We start from the raw sequence: 17,058 nt of genomic DNA, 5'->3' as shown, positions 1-17,058 counted from the left end.
CGGGTCCTTCGCTGTTCCATGGGGGTAATTCCCCCAGGATCCCATCCCTCAGGTCAGCCCCTGACGTGACGATCCACGCACGCTATAGACGCGAAACCCGGAAACGCTCGCCACCCCTTCGCGTCTTTTCGCGGCTTCGCGTGAGATCCTCTTGAAAAATCACGCGAAGTCGCGAAGAAACCAAACGCCCACCGCCCCCGGAACATGTGTACGGTCTTTTCCCCCTATCCCTCGCAAAACAGGGACCCACAAACGGAGTACCCGATCACCCGGCCAGCTCCCGGTACCCCCATCCCGATCTTTAAGAGGGGACGGGGTACACGTGATCCCATGGAAACACAGAGCGGCGGTCTGGTCGGGCTTGAGGCCGCCGCCCGCCTGTTTGCCGGCGAGATCGGGCTGACGACCCGGATCGGGGGCGGATCCTTTCTCTCCCCGACCGGCGCCGCGGGCCGGCGGGTCTTCTTTGCCGGGGCGCTGACCTCGGTCTCGTCAGGGGGAGGCAGGGTTTTTGCCCGGATCGCCGATCCGACCGGCAGCATCACCGTTCTTGCCGGGTGGCGCGAGGCCGCCGCCGCCTCGGCGCTGCAGGCGATCGAGGCGCCGGCCTTTGCGGCGGTGAGCGGGGCCCTTGCCTCCGCCGGGGGTGAGACGGTGATCGTCCCGGAGACGGTCGTCAGGGTGGAGCGGAGCGTCCGGGACCTCTGGGTTTTGCGGACGGCCGACCTCACCCTCTCGAGAATCGAGCGGATGATCGACGCTCCCGCCGACCCCGGGACACAGGCGGCGGCCACCCACTATAAGACCACGCCTGAAACCCTCGCCGGCCTTGCGCAGATGGTCCGGGCCGCCCTGCGCACGGTGCAGGACGCGGGCACACCGGCGGCGCCCATCGACGCACGCACCGTGCTGGTCGCCCTGCTCGAAGAGGCGCCGGGCCGCCGGGCCGCCGAGGAGATGCTCCTTGCGGCGGTGGCCGAGCGGGGGATCGGCCGGGATGCGGCAAAGACCGCCCTTGCGGCGTTGATGGAAGAAGGCGAATGCTATATGCCCTCGACCGGGCAGGTGAAACTGATCTGATGCGCCCGACGTTTTTTCCCGACTGCCCGGCCCTCCTGATGGAGAACACGATCCGGGTGCTGGTCGTCGCCGACCTCCACTTCGGGATCGAGTCGGGGCTGGCGCGGGCCGGGGTGCATGTGCGGAGCCGGAGCCGGGAGCGGGAGGGGCGGGTGCTCGCCGCCATCAGGGAGACGGCGCCCGACCTCGTCGTCCTCCTCGGCGACGTGAAACACTCGGTGCCCCTGACGAGCCGGCAGGAGTACGACGAACTCCCGGGCATCCTGGACCGGATCCGCGCCCTCGCTCCCCTCAGGGTGGCGCCCGGCAACCACGACGGCGGGATCGGACGGTTTCTCCGGGATGACGAACTCCTCCCGGCAAACGGTGCGGAAATCGACGGCATTGGCTACCTGCACGGCCACACCTGGCCGGCCGAAGACCTCGCAGGGCGCCTGCTGGTCATCGGCCACCTCCACCCGGCCGTCTCCCTCTGCGACGAGGTGGGGTGCTCCCTCAGGGCAGAGCCCGCCTACCTCTACTCGCCGGCAGTGGACGGAGAGGGGGCGCGGCTCCTCGCCGTCCCGGCGGCATGCGAGTTCGCCGGCGGGGTGGACGTGCTGGAATTGGGGCGGAGCGGGCTCGGGCCGCTCTCGCGGTGCATCGATCAGGAGAATGCCGAGGTGTGGCTTCGTGACGGGACCTATATCGGACGGCTCAAAGAGATCAGGGAACAGCGCTGCGCGTGACCTCCTCGACCCCCGGGTGCGGGCGCTCATCGACGAACGGGGGTTTACCGACCTCTCAGAGGCGCAGCAGCGCGCCATCCCGCCGCTTCTCGCCGGAGAAAACATCGTCCTCATCGCCCCGACCGGCACCGGAAAGACCGAGAGCGCCATGTTTCCGGTCTTCAACGCCCTCCTCTCCGAGGGGGGGACCGGGTTTCGGGCGCTCTACATCACCCCCCTGCGCGCCCTCAACCGCGACATCCTGGGACGCCTGGAGTGGTGGTGCGCCAGACTCGGGCTCACCGTCGGGGTGCGCCACGGCGACACCCCGCAGAACGTCAGGCGCAAACAGGCGCTCTCCCCGCCCGACCTCCTGATCACGACCCCGGAGACGGTGCAGGCCCTCTTCATGGGCAAACGCCTCAGGGCACACCTTGAGGGGGTCAGACACGTCGTCGTCGACGAGATCCACGAACTCGCCGGGAGCAAACGCGGGGCGCAGCTCGCCGTCGCCCTCGAACGGCTGCGCGAGCACGCCGGGGAGTTCCAGCGGATCGGGCTCTCGGCGACGGTCGGCAACCCGGAGGATATCGGCCGGTACCTCTGCGGCGACCGGCCCTTCACCCTGGTCGAGGTCCCGGTGGCAAAAGGGCTCGACCTCGCGGTGCGGTTCTGCGGGAGCGAATTTTCAAAGCAGACCCGCTGCGTCGAGGAGATGATCGACGCCGAAGACTCGTCCCTGGTCTTCGTAAACACCCGGGTGACCGCCGAGGCCCTGGGCCACGCCCTGATCGAGCGGGGGGACATCGAGGTGCACCACGGTTCGCTCTCGAAGGAGGTGCGGGTCGACGCCGAGGATAGGTTCAGGGCCGGGGCGTTGCGTGCCCTCATCTGCACCTCCTCGATGGAGCTCGGTATCGATATCGGGCATATCGGGCACGTGGTCCAGTTCGGCAGCCCCCGCGAGGTCGCACGCCTCGTGCAACGGGTCGGGCGGGCCGGTCACCACCTCTTCTCGATCTCGCGGGGCACCGTGCTTGCCACCGGGTTCGACGACCTTCTGGAGGCCCTCGTGATCATCAGAAGGGCACGTGCAAACGAGATCGAGCCGGTGCGGCCCTATACGAATGCGGCCGATGTGCTGGCGAACGCCGTCGCCGCCATCGCCGTGGAGTACGGCGAGATCGCGTTCGCCCGGACCCTCGAGATTGTCCAGCGCTCGGGCTGCTTTGCCGGGGCCGAAGACCTCCTGCGGGCCGTCTGCGAGCAGATGGTGCAGCACCGCCTCATCAGGCTGGAGGGGGAGGGCGAGGCCCTGCGGATCGTCACCACCGGGCGGGCCCGCGTCTATCTCTCGGCGAACCTCTCGATGATCCACGACGAGCGGAAGGTGCCGGTCTTCGATATCGTCACCAGGCGGACGGTCGGCACCCTGGACGAGTCCTTTGTCCTGGGCTTCGTCCAGACCGGGGCGGTCTTCGTCACCAAGGGGCAGCTCTGGCGGGTGCTCGACTTCGAGGAAGGGCGACTCACCGTCGAACCGGCAAAGGAGGCGAAAGGGGAACTGCCCTCATGGGAGGGCGAGCAGATCCCGGTGCCGTATGCGGTGGCGCAGGAGGTGGGGGCATTGCGGCGGAGCCGAGACCTCGCCGCCTATACGGAGAACGCCGACGCGGTCAGGTATGCCGAAGGCTACCTGCAGGAGATGGACAGGAACAGGACGCCGGTCCCGACCGACCGGCTGATCACCCTCGAGAACGCCGACGACGGCGTGGTCTGCAACATCTGCGCCGGTCACCGGGCAAACGAGACGATCGCGCGCGTCCTGTCCATCCTGATCTCGGCGCGCCACGGCACCACGGTCGGGATCGAGACCGGGGCGTACCGGGCAATGCTGCGCCTGCCGCGGCAGATCCGGGCGGCCGATATCAGGGACCTCCTCCTCGCCACCGACCCGGCCCACATCGGCGGGATCCTCCGCCTCGCCCTCAGACGGACGGCGCTCTTCAAGTGGAAGCTGGTGCAGGTGGCAAAGAAGTTCGGGGCGATCGATGCCGACGCCGACTACGAGCGCATCAGCCTCCACCGCCTTCTCCAGACCTTCGACGGGACGGTCGTGCAGGACGAGGCCTACAGCGAACTCTTCAGGGACTACATGGACGTGGAGGCCGCGGGCGAGGTCTTCAGGGCCGTGCAGGCCGGCGAGGTGGCGATCCATCTCGGCCCCCTCTCGGTCCTCGGGGCCGACGGCCTCTCCTCCTCCCGCGACATGATCCCGCCGCCCACCGCCGACCAGGCGGTGATCTCGACCCTGAAGCGACGCCTCTCGGGCGACGGCGTGGTCCTCTTCTGCATGCACTGCAAGAACTGGAAGAGCAGGACAAAGGTGGAGCGGGTGCCCGACCCGCCGCAGTGCCCCCTCTGCTCGGCGCGGCTTGTCGCCGCCCTCAAGCCCTGGGAGGAGGAGCAGATCGCTATCGCAAAGAAGAAGGAGAAGACGGCCGAGGAGCACGCCGTCGAGGACCGCATGCTCAAGAACGCCAACCTCGTCTTATCCTACGGAAAAACGGCGGTCACCGCCCTTGCGGCGCGGGGGGTCGGCCCTGATACGGCGGCACGGATCTGTGCAAAAGCGAAAGATGGGGATGCGTTCTACCGGGAGATCCTGAAAGCGGAGAGGAACTACGTCCTCACCCGCCGTTTCTGGTGATCCTATCACAGAATGCTTTCGAGTTTCTGCTCGAGGAAGTCAAGCCCGCGCTTGATATCCTCAATGGTCTTCCCGCCGGTGAGGATGATCTTCCCGGATGAGAAGAGAAGGGCCACGATCTTCGGGTCTTTGATCCGGTAGACGAGACCGGGGAACTGCTCGGGCTCGTACTCGATGTTCTCGAGGTTCAAGGTGATGACGACCTTATTGAGGTTGATGTACCGGCCGATGTCGTACGAGCAGACGATATTGGTGATCCCGACCTTCGGTTCGTCGAAGGTGTCGACGCCGGCCTCCTTTAAGGACTGGACAATGAGACTGAGGCCTTCGTAGAGATCCTCTTTCTTCCGGATCCCGGTGAGGACCACTTTTCCTGAAGAGAAGATGAGCGAGGCGATCTTTGGCTTTTCGATCCGGTAGACGGCGCCCGGGAAGCGCTTGGTATTCAGTTCACAGTTGGGGATCTTTTTGGAAACCTCACCAAGGTCGATGGAGTCGGCAATAACACCCGATGCAACGATATTTTCGACCTTAAGCGACTCGTACCTTGAATCATCCATTATATATACGTGCATCTCGCCGGACTATAATACTAACGGGAAGCCTTTATGATACGAAGTATCCTCCCCAATTGCTCATATTCCCGGCGCTTTTCAGGAGAAAACAGGATCTCCATCCCGATCCCGTGCGCGGGGGTGTCCTGTGCGGCCGGAAACCCGGGTGCCCGATGGCTGGCGGATAACCGCCGATCTCTCAGGGAGGGGGCATATCTTTATTTCAGAGGAGTGCCAACTGTTATAGGCGCAAGGGTGCCCCAAACACAGGGCTCCGCTCTCAAGACGCACCACCTACACGCGAGGATTGCCGAGCCAGGTCAAAGGCGATAGGTTCAGGGCCTATTCGCGCAGGCGTTCGCCGGTTCGAATCCGGCTCCTCGCACTTCTTCTTCAGAGGGTTTTTCTGCGATCGATACTATCAGCCCGGGCATCATGACGGCACCGTTCAGTCGCCACGCATCCACCCCCGGCACCGAAGGGGCGCGTCAGAAAAGGCTGTGCCCCCTATTGCGCCTGCTCTGGCGATTTTTTCCCGTGATCCTGCATTTCCGTACTCACCCGCCGCGCAATTTCCCTGATGATGCCCGGCGACGAGGGGTGGATCGCCAAAAATTATTTTTAATTTAACTTTGAATTGACCATACCGGATAAATAAAAAAGAGAATATTTAAATTCTGACTGCGATAATAACCCTGCATGGATGGAATGGCCCGGACAGGTACGGCGGAGAGGAGTCTGACACTCCAGATCCCCATATTCTACAAGCTCTTCGTGAGCATGCTCTTTGTAGCGGTGATCCCGATCGCCCTGATCGGTCTCATGGCGGCCGGCGACACAGGCGGCATCGTGTCAAGCATCGGTCTGCCAGCGACGATCTTCCTCCTGACGCTCGTGACGCTCTCCATCGTGGTGATGTGGAGCTTCTTCCTTGCAAGCAGCATCACAAGCCCCATCACCCAGCTCTCAGAAGTCGCACGCTCGGTCTCCATGGGCGACCTGAAGAACTCCGAGGTGCACGTGATGACCAACGACGAGATCGGGGATCTTGCCTCCTCGTTCAACAGGATGATCAACTCCTACAAGATCCTGGATGCGCTCTCGCGGGAAGAGGGCGAGTGAGAGGAGACGGCATGGCGCTGAACGAGCGTTTGACTGCGGTCCTCAGGGAAGACCTCGGCCCTTCGGCCGGGATCGTGCTCTCCAGGTGCACGAAGAAGTCTCTGGGCAAAAGCCCCGCAGACCTCACCCCCGCCGATCTGCCGGCGCTTGCGGAGGCCTGCCATCGGGCGGTCGGACCGGCGCTCGGCGAGAACGTCGCCGCACGGATCAGGCAGGACATCCTCGCCCTGCAGGCATAGGACGGTCGGTATGCTCACCTTCGCACTTGGCAAACTTCTGATTGCAGGGGCAATCGGCGCCTGCGTCGCTGGACCCGACGGCCGGGTGCGCGGGGAGGCGGGCGCCGCCGACTGGAAAGCGGCGGCCCCCCTCATCCCGGCGGCGTCGGTCTCCTGGAACGGCCTTGCAGGAGACCTCGGGGCGGACGGGTTTGCTGGCGTCCTCATCGAGGCGGGCGGCGGCGTCCTGCTCATGATGCCCCTCCCCGGCGACGACGTCCTCGCCGTCCTCCTCGAACCCGGCGCCAATCCCGGGCGTGTCCGCTACGAGATGAAGAAGAACCTCGACCTTATCGCATCGGTGATATGACAGCCACACTCCCCGAAGGGACCAGCCTTGGCATGATGGAGGCCCCGCTCTCATGGGTCTACTCGCATACTGCACGGTTTCTCGGAAAAGTGCGGATTTTCGTCCAGGAAGGCGAGGGGTTCATGCTGATCAGGCGGGGCGAGGCGCTGGCGTACTGTTTCAGGCACGGGAGCATCACCCTTCGCGGCAACGCAGCAAAGGAATACCTGCTCTCGCAGGACGCGGTGAAATTTTCGCTCTGCAAATACACCGAAGAGGAGTTTGACCGGGCGGCGGCATGGTGCCGCGACCACGGCGTCCCGATCCACGACCCGGACAGGCCGACCCGGGACATTCCCCCGCCCCCGACCAGGGCGCCTCCTGCCGCGCCCCCGGTCTCATCCCCGCCGGCCCTCAGGCCAGAAGCAGGCGTTTTGATGGTGGCGGAGTGCCGGGGTACAGACCTCCACGTCATCTCGGGCTCCCGCCCTGCCGGCCTTGCCTGCAGCAGGGTTCTCGCAGCGATCGAATCAGCCCGGACCCTTGCCGGGGCCATGCACGCCGGGGCGTTCTCCGGCGTGATCCTCGAAACACCAGATGGAGTACTTATCGCCGCCCCGACTGAGGAAGGGGCGGTCTGCGTCCTTGCCGAGGGAGGCATCCCGATCGGCCGGGTCAGGTCGATGCTCGCCGCCATCATGCCGGAAAGATAATCCGGTATCGGGGCCTATTCTGACTTGAAACCGATGACACGCCTTTTCACATATTATCCTGAAGATTTTGGAGAACTACCGGTCGACGTCATCCATATGGACCTCACCTTCTCGGTCCGGGACGACCATACCGAGGTCGCCTCGCGGATGCAGGTGCGGGTGAAGGACGCACCCATCTCCTCCCTCGACCTCAATGCCCGGAGCCTCGAGGTGCTTGCCGCACAGTGCGAGGACTACCCGGCGGCGGTCAGATATGACCGAAAAAATCATCGCCTCTCCTTTACCTTCGACGCACCCCTGCTTCCCGGCACCGAACTCCACCTCGCCACCCGCACCCGCTGCCACCCGTCCAGCCATATCCTCGAAGGGCTCTACTATGACGAGACCCCGGCCGGTGCGCCGCCGACCCAGATCACCCAGTGCCAGCAGTGGGGGTTCCAGCGGATCGTCCCGTGTTTCGACGATATGACGGCAAAATGCACCTATACGACGACGATCATCGCCGACGGGCGCTATACGAATATCATCTCAAACGGCGACGCCCTCTCCAAGAGAAAACCGTGCGGGAACGGGCGGGTCGCCATCACCTACGACAACACCACGACCCCGATGGCCCCGTACCTCTTTTTCCTGGGCGTGGGTACCTATGCAACGTTCTCCCGGCCCTTCGAGTACCCGGACGGCCGCACCTTCACCCTCGAACTCCTCGTGCCGCCGGGATCAAACGAAGGGATCGCACGGCAGGCGCTGGAGGTGCTGGCAGACGGCGTCCTCTGGGTGTACCTCTTCACCGGGCCTGAACGTTATCAGGACACACCCCTGCGCCAGAAATTCTGGGACCTCTGCCACGAACGCGATCGGGCGAGAGACGCCGGGGATGCAGAGCGCCTCGCCGCCCTGAGGGAGACGCTCGCGGAGGGGGTGCGGGCGATTGTGCCGGGCTACGCCTACACCGGGACGGTCTACCGCGAGATCGGGATGCAGAACTCGGACTACGGCGGGATGGAGAACGTCGGCAACACCACGATCACCACCAACCGGATCATGCCCTTCCCGGCGATGACCGACCATGCCTACGAGTATATGGTGCGGGTGAAGGTCCACGAGTATTACCACAACCTCAACGGCTCTGAGGTGACCGGAAAGAGCCCGTTCGAGCTCTGGCTCAACGAGGCGGTGACCGTGCACATCGAGAACGCCCACTTCGGCTTCCTCTTCGGGGAGGACTATGCCCGCATCCAGACGGTTATCGACCTGATCTCGCCTGAGGGCGGGACGTTCGCCCTCGACGCAGGGGCCGCCGCCATGCCGATCGAGCCTGACGGCTTCAACGACCCGAACGAACTGATCACCGGCGTCACCTATGTGAAGGCCCCGGAGTTCGTCAGGATGATCGAGACCCTCATGGGAAAAGAGGCCTTCGCGCGGGCGCTCGATCGCTACCACCGACGCTTCGCCCACGGCAATGCCTCGCGGCAGGACTGGCTCGACGCGATTGAGGAGGTCGCGGGCCGGCGTTTCGACGATATGGCAGGGGTCTGGCTGAAACAGACCGGGTTTCCGGTCGTCAGGATGACACACCAGTATGACCCGGACGCCCGGACCTGCAGGATCGCCCTCGAGCAGGAGACACCCGCAGGCGCTGAGCCGTGGACGTTCCCGTTTGTCGTGGCACTCGTGGACAGGGAGGGGCGCGACCGTGCCGAAACGACGCACCTGGTCACCGGGCGGCATGAGGAGATCCTCTTTGAGGACGTCGACGCACCGGCCTTTGTCGCGGCAAACCGGGGCTACTCGTTCTATGGTCGGGTGATCGACGACGCAACCCCGGACGAGCGGCACCTCCGGGCCCGGCACGACACCGACCTCGTCGGGAGGTTCTGCGCCTTCCAGTCGCTTGCCGGGGCCGAGATGCTCAGGCTCCTCGAGGATCCGGGTGCGGTCCCGTCGCCGGCGTTCTGCGACCTGTACTATGACCTGATCGCGGACCGGTCCCTGATGTCAGCCGCCGGCGGGCAGTTCCTGACGGTCTTCGAGTCGGTGGAAGAGCCGCGTTTTGCCCACCGCTACACGCTCCTCCACACGGCTCGTCGGCGCCTCCTGCAGGGGATCGCCGGGCGGCACCAGGAGGGGCTGGTCGATCTTTACCGCAGGTACGCCGTCGCTCCTGAGGGGCGGAGCCCTGCGGCGATAAAGGAGCGGCAGGTGAAGAACCTGATCCTCCAGACGCTCGCCCCCCTCGACACCCCGCCGGTCCGCACCCTGATCAGGGAGCAGTTCGAGACCGCAACGAATGCCACCGATCGCCTCGCGGCGTTTTCGGCCTATATGAACTCTTCGGCACCTGACAGGGATGAGGTCTTCGAGATCTTCAGGGTGCGGTCTGAGGGCGACCTGGTCTCATGGGAGACCTTCCTTGCCGCCGTAGCCGGGATCAGGGCGCCCGACGCCCTCTCCCTGATACGGAAGGCGGCGGCATCCCCCTCCTTCAGGATCGAACAGTCCAACGACCAGCGTGCCCTTTTTGGACGGTTTGCCCGCAACCGGGTGCTGTCCCTGGAGACCGCGGAGGGGAGGGAGTACCTGGGCGAGGTGCTCTCCGGGCTGGCCGTGGTCAACGAGTACAACACCGTCGGGGCGCTGGAGGTCTTCGGCGCCCTCGATCAGATGGGAGAGGACGATCAGGCCCCCCTCGTCGCCGTCCTCCTCCGGATCATGCGGGCCGCAGACCCGCAGGAACAACCGAGCGTGTACAACACGGCGCGGCGTCTCCTCCATGGAGCACCGCATGCGGTGGCGGCGTATACCCGGTCCTTCGGCCCGGCCCCTGAACTCGCCGACCTGCCGCACCCGGGGCCAGTCGGGGACATCACAGATGAACAGATGTGATCTTTGATGCACACATATTTTTTATTATATTTTTCACACTCAATTCAATGCTGTCGAGGCCGATTTCAATTTAAACAGAATCTGACAGGAACAAACGTATTATCCCCAAAAATTGATTCATGAATCTCTTTTTGCCCAATTAAAACAGAATCTGTCAATTTTGGCCAAATTAAACTCTCTCTTTCCTTTTTCTTGCGCGTTTAATCAATTCAAATTGAAATCTGACCAATTATAGAGCGCAGAACTAATCGAGGGCATAAGAGGGGCGTACTGCAGTTGGGAGGATTAAAATCGGTTTAAATCGGGCTTCGTTGGATTTGGACGGAATTTAAAAGATATTGTATAAATTTGACGATTAATTGACATGATAAATTGATTCAGGACACAATTTGAGGTTTCTATTATGATTGAGGAGAGGTGTCCCGATAGAAATTTTTAAATCCTGAATACGTGTTGTAATTACATCAATGCCTCCAGAGATCTCTCCGGAGGGGGTTGTGATAAAAATGACTGAGACCGATATCCGCAATCAGGCTGACATGCTTAACGTGAACGAGACCGTGAACTACTGGGACTCTCTCTCTGACGAAGAGATCATCAAGAAATACAATGAGCAGGGCTCCTGGGGGCTTTACACCAGCGTCGATCTCAAGGACTGCGACCCGGCAGCGATCAGAGACGCCGACCTCATCAAGCGGTTCATCGTCGAGCTCTGCGACCTCATCGACATGAAGCGCTTCGGAGAGCCGACCGTCGTCCACTTCGGCCCGTGCGCCAAGGTTGCCGGCTACTCCATGACCCAGCTCATCGAGACCTCCCTGATCTCCGGTCACTTCGCCAACGACACCAACGCCGCCTACCTCGACATCTTCTCCTGCAAGGCCTACGGCCCCAAGCAGATGGCCGAGTTCTGCAAGAAGTTCTTTGGCGCCGGCTCGATGACCACCCACGTGCTCTTCAGAGACTGAAGATCACACCCCTTCCCTTTCTTGTTCTTTGCCCGTTCGGGCCTGTTTCTCACACCGCCGCCGGTCAGGCAGGGCGTCTTTTTGCGTGAGGATCTCCGGAGAAGCAGACCGACCTCACGCGATAGACGGCGACGGTCATAACCGGATCAGGATCGACCGCTCCTCGGTATAGCGGTCGAGCGCCCGCGGCCCGTTCTCTCTCCCGATGCCGCTCCCCTTCGTCCCGCCGAACGGCGCTTCCGGCGGGATCTTCAGGTGCTGGTTCACCCAGACGATCCCGGCCTCAAGGTCCCGACAGCCGCGTTCTGCCCGCTCCAGGCTTTTCGTCCAGATAGAGGCGCCAAGGCCGTAATGCGTTGAGTTCGCCCCCTCGATCGCCTCGTCGATACCGTCCACCTCGACCACCGGCAGGATCGGGCCGAATACCTCCTCGCGCAGGGGCAGGGCGTCCGCGGGCAGGTCGGTGACGACCGTCGGCGCAAAGAACCAGCCCTTCGTACCGGTCGCCGCACCGCCGGTAAGGAACCGCGCCTCGCCAGAAAGATCCTCTGCGATCTGCTGCATCCTCTCGTAGCCTGCGGCATTGCTCAGCGGGCCCATCCCGACACCGGCCTCCATGCCGTCGCCGACGACGATCCGCTCCGTCTTCTCCTTCACAAGGGCCCTGAACCGGTCGGCAACGCTGGAAAAGACGTACACCCGTTTGACGGCGGTGCAGACCTGCCCGCAGTTGTAGAACCGCCCCCTGACCACGCCGGCGGCGGCCTCTTCGAGATCGGCGTCGTCGCAGACGATCGCAGGGTCGCTCCCGCCGAGTTCCAGGGTCAGGTGCTTCATCGTGGGAGCCGCCGCCTCGGCGACATGCCGCCCGGTTCCGGCCTCGCCGGTGAACGAGACTTTCCTGACGGCCGGGTGGGTGACCAGCGCCTCCCCGAGGCTCTCCCCGGGTCCGGTGACGATATTGAGCACGCCCGGCGGCAGCCCGGCCCTGACAAAGAGTTCGCCGATCTCGAGGGTGGTGAGCGGCGTCGTGCTCGCCGGTTTGAGCACCATGGTGTTGCCGGCAAGGAGCGCCGGCCCGATCTTCCACCCGGCGATGATCACCGGCATGTTCCAGGGCACGATCCCGACGCAGACACCCAGAGGCCTCTTCTCGATGACGATCCGCCCATAGGCCTTCGTCGCCATCGTCTCGCCGTGGAGAGACGAGGCAAGCCCGGCATAGTACTTCAGGATATAGGCAAAACCCCTGACCTCGTCGGTCGCCTCCCTGAGGGGTTTACCCTGCTCGGCGACAAGAAGGGCCGCCAGCCTCTCCGCCTCCCCGCGCACGAGGGCAGCGGTCCGGGCGAGCACCCTGCCGCGCTCCAGCGCCGGCACTTCGGACCACCCGGCGAGAGCGCCCTCGGCCGCCTCCACCGCCGCGCCGGCGTCTTCGGGCCCGCCCAGCGGGACGCTCCCGATCTCAGTCCAGGTGGCGGGGTTGACGACATCCATCGTCCGCCCGGACGAGGCGTCAGTCCATGCACCCCCGATCAGCATCTTCATCATGGAAAAAACCTATCTTTTAAGAGAAATAGACTTTTCCCACGATCGGCGTCCCATGAACCGATCATCCACGGAGCATCCGGATGGACTGGAAACGAAAAACAACACTCCAAACATTTCTCGCGCAACCGCAGATCGGCGTCACCGATATCCCGGACGACGTGCTCGAACGCTATAACCGGGCGTTCACCCATCGCTCCTATGCCCATGAAAACCCCTGCGGCCTCCTCCCCTGCCCGGACTACGAGCGCCTCGAATTCCTGGGGGACCGCATCCTCAATTTTATCGTCGCCGAGTACCTCCTCTGTACCTTCCAGTGCTCCGAAGGAGCCCTTTCAAAGAGGATGGAGGCGACAAAGAACGAGCACCTTGGCACGATCGTCCCGGGCACCGGCATCGGGCTCGAAAACCTCATCCTCCTCGGCGTCGGTCAGCCCCTCATACCCTCAATCATCGCCGACGTCTTCGAGGCGTTCATCTGCGCCCTGTACCTCCATATCGGCCTGGACAGGACACGGTCGATCGTCCTCGGGCTTGTCGCCGACGACATCCTCCACTTCGACCCGAGCGGAAACACGATCGGCCGCCTTCAGGAGCGTCTCCAGCAGGAGCGCCTCGGCCTCCCGGAGTACCTGATCGTCTCCAGGGACGGCCCTGACCACGACCCGACATTTGTCAGCGCCGTCACCGTTGCCGGGCACTTCTCCGCCTTCGGCAGCGGCGGGAGCAAGGCCGGCGCAAAAAAAGAGGCTGCACGGGTCGCCCTCGAGGTGCTCGAAACACCCTCGTGAGCAGTTCACTCGAGGACGTCGGGCTCTTCAAAGTCCTGGAGCTCGTCCAGGAAGGGCATCAGCCCGGTGAGGTAGGGCGTCCCCTCGATCTCGCCCACCATGACGATCTCGATCATGATCGGGAGCTCCTTGAGCCTGATATCAAAGGCATACGGGTCGTACTCCCGGGCGAACTTCAGAAACGCCTCGACGGAAACAAACGGGCGGTCAGACTCGGGAAAGCCCGCATACTCCTTCTCATCGCCCTCAAGGTCTCCTTTTCGCGCCATCTCATCCTCGAAGTAGATGATTGAGCGCAAGGAATAGCAGCGCGAGAGCCGCTGGAGTTCAAGGATATCAATACTCGCCCCGGGCTCGATGCCGAGGGCGGCAAACTTCTCCTGGACGGTTTCGCCGTTCAGGTCCAAAAATGCGCATTTCTCTGACATAATCTCTCCACATTATGATTCCAGATAACACCGGCACCGCCCGATCGTCACGGCCATCAGGGCGGCAAGGATCGCGGTAACGGCGAATGCCGCAGAAAAACTCTCCACTTCGGCGACCACGCCGGCAGCGAACGGTAAGAGCGTCATCCCGGCATAGCTGGAGGCGTTGAAGAGTCCCATGATCGCTCCCTGCTGTCCGGGATTCGCTGCAAGATAGTTGATCTGGGCGATCATCACCACACCGGCGATCCCCCCGATGAACACAAACGCCGCCGGCGTAAAGAACGAGAGCGCCACCGCCGCCGCCATCAAAACGGCGGAGACCCTGATCGTCGGGATCGGGGCAAGGTGAAACCGGGACGCCGTAAGAGAGGCGACGATCGTCGCCACGTTCATCAGTCCGAGCTGCACCCCCAGGTTCGCCGCCGATTCGCCGCTGAAGTCGGGGTACAGGGTGGTCACCACCCCGGTCGCCCCGACCAGCACGATCGCCGAGATGTACAGCCAGAAATTCTCTCTGCCAACGCCGAGCAGGTCGGCCCGCCCCCGCCCCGGCCCGGCCGTCTCCCCCACAAAGACCGTCATCAGCAGGGGAACTGCCGTGAAGGTGGTAAAGACGATGACCCCGCCAAGCACCCCCACAGGCACGGTGAGCCAGCCTGAGAGGACAAGCCCGGAAACCAGCCCGAGGTTCAGGGCGGCGATGAAGTTGCCGCTCATCCGCTCGTGATCGGGCTGGAGATTGATCCAGGACATCGCCGCAGGCACGAAGAGGCCGGCGGCGACCCCCTCCACCGCACGGATGGCAGGCAGGGCGACGGGATCTGATATGGCCAGGATCAGGGCCCCGCTCAGGAGGGTGAGAACAAGCCCGGCCCGGAGCAGCGGTACCCTCCCGATACGATCAGAAAGGATTCCGGCCGGGATAACCGTCAGCATCGCCCCGAAAAAATACGCCGAATAAATGGCGCCCTGCAGGGCGGTGCCCTCGGCCAGCGAGGGCAGGACCGGCACCACGGCGTTTGAAAGCGCCATGACGACAAAGACACCGAGCAGGAGGGGCAGGCGCTGCTTCATCTGAATTATACCATACGGTAGGTCTCAAGGTTCAGGGGCGAGCGCGTCTCGATGTGGAAACGCTTGTAGATCGAGCTGGCAAGGTCGATGGTGCTGTTCTCGTCCCCGTGGATTGTAAAGATCTTCTCAGGCCGCGGCTGGATATGCTGGATAAAGCCCATCAACTGTTTCCGGTCTGAGTGGCCGGAGAAACCGTCGACCGTTTCAATCTCCAGTTTCACGACCATCGTCTCCCGGTTGCCGACCGGGATCTCGCGCCAGCCTTTCTGGAGGCGGCGGCCGAAGGTCCCTTCGGCCTGGTAGCCGACGAAGATAAGCGTGTTGCGCTCGTCAGGGGCGAGGGCGTAGAGGTACTCCATCACCGGACCGCCGCTGAGCATGCCGCTGGTAGTGACGATGACACAGGGGTCGCCGCCGATCACCTTCTCGCGCAGGTCTGACGAGTCGACCTGAACAAAGCATTCTGCAAGGAAGGGGTTCATGCCGTCCCTGAAGATCTGGTTGCGGAGGTCCGCATTGAGATACTCCGGGTAGGTGGTGTGGATCGCCGTCGCCTCCTTGATCATGCCGTCGAGATAGACCTTCACCCGCGGGATCTTCTCCTTTCTCATCCCCTCTTCGAGGGCGAGCATGACCTCCTGGGACCGACCGACGGCGAATGCGGGAATGACTACCTTGCCGCCCCGCTCGATCGTCCTTGTCACGATATCGTAGAGCTTTGCCTCCGCGTCCTCGCGGTCTGGCTGAAGGGCATTTGCCCCGCCGTAGGTACTCTCCATGAACAGGGCTTCGAGGCGGGGGAAGGTCGAGACTGCCGGGGAGAAGAGACGGGTCTTCTGGTAGTTGAAGTCCCCGGTGAAGGCGATGTTGTAGAGGCCGTCGCCAAGATGGAAGTGGGCGATCGCCGAACCGAGGATATGACCGGCATTATGGAAGGTGAGTTTGATATCAGGCGCAATGTCGGTGACCGAACCATAGTTGAGCGTGATCGAGTGCTTGATATACTCTTTCACCTCGTTTGAGGTGTACGGCTGTCTCCCGCTCTCTTTTTTGACGACGTCGAGGTAATCTAACTGGAGCATGGCAGCCAGGTCGCGTGTCGGGGGGGTCGAGTACACCGGGCCGTCATAACCGTATTTAAAGAGGAGCGGGACGAGTGCGCAGTGGTCAAGGTGAGCATGGGTGAGGACGACGGCGTCGAGCGACGAGAGGGGCGAGATCTCGGGGACATAGATGTACGGCGTGCTCGTCGTGCTCCCGGGCTTTTCGCCGCAGTCGATGAGGACACGGCTCTCAGGAGTCGTTAAGAGGAACGCCGCCCGTCCGACCTCGCGGCAGCAGCCGAGGGTCGTGACCCGCACCCACTGGTCCTTTGCAATTACGTCCCGGTGGATCCGCCGGCCGATCGTGCGCAGGAAAGTCTTGCGCTCGTCCTTGACCGACCTGAGGTACTGACGGACCTGTTTGACGGTCGAACTCTCGATCGGCGGGGTGCGGACGACTTTGGGGGTCCAGCAGGTACTCTTGGTGATATCGCGCAGCGTCGCCCCGTTTTTTCCGATGACGATGCCGGGCTTTTCCGCTTCGATCAGCACCTCGCCGGTGTCGGGATCAAAAAAGATATCGGAAATGCCGGCGTTGTCAGGGACGACCGATTTGATCTTCGTTGCAGCCGTCTCAGGGTCTTCAAGGATGTTCGGTCTCACGACGATGCGTTTGCGCAGTTCCCGCGCGAGAACCCTGATCAGATCCTCCTGGTCGGCGAACTTTTTGGGGTCATCGGTGTAGATGACCAGCTCGGGGCCTTCAAATTCAACATCAGAGATGGTGATCCCGGCCGGGACCTTGGTATTGATCTTATCCCTGAGTTCCTTGAGTCTGTCCTCAATCAACATTAATATCGT

General features: G+C 62.9%; 15 protein-coding genes and 1 tRNA gene. 11 read left to right on the top strand and 5 right to left on the bottom strand.

All coding sequences use genetic code 11. From position 1 onward, the window contains the following. Positions 1-330 precede the first annotated feature (330 nt). The 3 genes from HWN36_RS02470 to HWN36_RS02460 are packed head-to-tail and all read left to right on the top strand — an operon-like array spanning position 331 to position 4,497. A complete protein-coding gene (locus HWN36_RS02470; protein WP_176787918.1) occupies positions 331-1,080 on the top strand; it encodes a hypothetical protein in 750 nt (249 codons plus the stop codon). After that, the gene (locus tag HWN36_RS02465) at positions 1,080-1,808 is read left to right on the top strand and encodes a metallophosphoesterase (protein ID WP_176787917.1); all 729 of its coding nucleotides are present in this window, start codon (positions 1,080-1,082) and stop codon (positions 1,806-1,808) included. The genes HWN36_RS02470 and HWN36_RS02465 overlap by 1 nt, the downstream gene beginning before the upstream one ends. Beyond that, entirely contained in the window at positions 1,753-4,497 is a 2,745-nt protein-coding gene (locus tag HWN36_RS02460; RefSeq protein ID WP_176787916.1) for a DEAD/DEAH box helicase, read from the top strand. Before HWN36_RS02465 ends, HWN36_RS02460 begins: the two co-directional genes overlap by 56 nt. A gap of 5 nt (positions 4,498-4,502) precedes the next feature. Here the strand turns inward: HWN36_RS02460 and HWN36_RS02455 are convergent, their stop codons facing one another. Continuing rightward, positions 4,503-5,057: a TATA-box-binding protein gene (locus HWN36_RS02455; protein ID WP_176787915.1), complete on the bottom strand. Its 555-nt coding sequence runs from the start codon at positions 5,055-5,057 to the stop codon at positions 4,503-4,505. 294 nt (positions 5,058-5,351) lie between these two features. Between HWN36_RS02455 and HWN36_RS02450 the strand changes: the two genes are divergently transcribed. From HWN36_RS02450 to speD, 7 genes are all read left to right on the top strand, one after another. Next, positions 5,352-5,436: transfer RNA gene (locus tag HWN36_RS02450), tRNA-Leu, on the top strand. 314 nt (positions 5,437-5,750) lie between these two features. Beyond that, positions 5,751-6,173, top strand: coding sequence for a HAMP domain-containing protein (locus HWN36_RS02445; protein WP_004038548.1), 423 nt, complete (start codon positions 5,751-5,753; stop codon positions 6,171-6,173). Positions 6,174-6,184: 11 nt separating this feature from the next. After that, positions 6,185-6,412, top strand: coding sequence for a hypothetical protein (locus tag HWN36_RS02440; protein WP_176787914.1), 228 nt, complete (start codon positions 6,185-6,187; stop codon positions 6,410-6,412). A 10-nt stretch (positions 6,413-6,422) separates the two neighbouring features. Further along, positions 6,423-6,761, top strand: coding sequence for a roadblock/LC7 domain-containing protein (locus HWN36_RS02435; protein ID WP_176787912.1), 339 nt, complete (start codon positions 6,423-6,425; stop codon positions 6,759-6,761). Next, complete coding sequence (locus HWN36_RS02430) at positions 6,758-7,453, top strand: hypothetical protein (protein WP_176787911.1); 696 nt, start codon at positions 6,758-6,760, stop codon at positions 7,451-7,453. Before HWN36_RS02435 ends, HWN36_RS02430 begins: the two co-directional genes overlap by 4 nt. A gap of 33 nt (positions 7,454-7,486) precedes the next feature. Beyond that, the gene (locus HWN36_RS02425; RefSeq protein WP_176787909.1) at positions 7,487-10,342 is read left to right on the top strand and encodes a M1 family metallopeptidase; all 2,856 of its coding nucleotides are present in this window, start codon (positions 7,487-7,489) and stop codon (positions 10,340-10,342) included. A 506-nt stretch (positions 10,343-10,848) separates the two neighbouring features. Continuing rightward, positions 10,849-11,310 (top strand): S-adenosylmethionine decarboxylase, encoded by a 462-nt coding sequence (gene speD, locus HWN36_RS02420; RefSeq protein ID WP_246269825.1) that lies wholly within the window; start codon positions 10,849-10,851, stop codon positions 11,308-11,310. 135 nt (positions 11,311-11,445) lie between these two features. Here speD and HWN36_RS02415 read toward each other — a convergent pair whose 3' ends face one another. Beyond that, on the bottom strand, positions 11,446-12,861 hold the full coding sequence (locus tag HWN36_RS02415) for an aldehyde dehydrogenase family protein (protein WP_176787907.1): 1,416 nt from the start codon (positions 12,859-12,861) through the stop codon (positions 11,446-11,448). Positions 12,862-12,941: 80 nt separating this feature from the next. Here HWN36_RS02415 and HWN36_RS02410 point away from each other — a divergent pair, with 80 nt between their 5' ends. Beyond that, entirely contained in the window at positions 12,942-13,649 is a 708-nt protein-coding gene (locus HWN36_RS02410; RefSeq protein ID WP_176787905.1) for a ribonuclease III family protein, read from the top strand. Between the two features lie 5 nt (positions 13,650-13,654). Here the strand turns inward: HWN36_RS02410 and HWN36_RS02405 are convergent, their stop codons facing one another. From HWN36_RS02405 to HWN36_RS02395, 3 genes are read right to left on the bottom strand one after another with little or no spacing between them, the layout of a single operon-like run. Continuing rightward, complete coding sequence (locus HWN36_RS02405; RefSeq protein ID WP_176787903.1) at positions 13,655-14,077, bottom strand: hypothetical protein; 423 nt, start codon at positions 14,075-14,077, stop codon at positions 13,655-13,657. 12 nt (positions 14,078-14,089) lie between these two features. Next, positions 14,090-15,154 carry an MFS transporter gene (locus tag HWN36_RS02400; protein ID WP_176787902.1) on the bottom strand — a complete coding sequence of 355 codons (1,065 nt, stop codon included), beginning with the start codon at positions 15,152-15,154 and terminating at the stop codon, positions 14,090-14,092. A gap of 5 nt (positions 15,155-15,159) precedes the next feature. Beyond that, positions 15,160-17,049, bottom strand: a complete 1,890-nt coding sequence (locus HWN36_RS02395) for a beta-CASP ribonuclease aCPSF1 (protein ID WP_176787900.1) — start codon at positions 17,047-17,049, stop codon at positions 15,160-15,162. Positions 17,050-17,058 lie beyond the last annotated feature (9 nt).

Origin of the sequence: Methanofollis tationis (genome assembly GCF_013377755.1) — an archaeon.
In the GTDB taxonomy this organism is placed as follows: Archaea; Halobacteriota; Methanomicrobia; order Methanomicrobiales; family Methanofollaceae; genus Methanofollis; species Methanofollis tationis.
The sequence above is the reverse complement of the archived record's forward strand: the minus strand, read 5'-3'. Positions and strand labels throughout refer to the sequence as shown.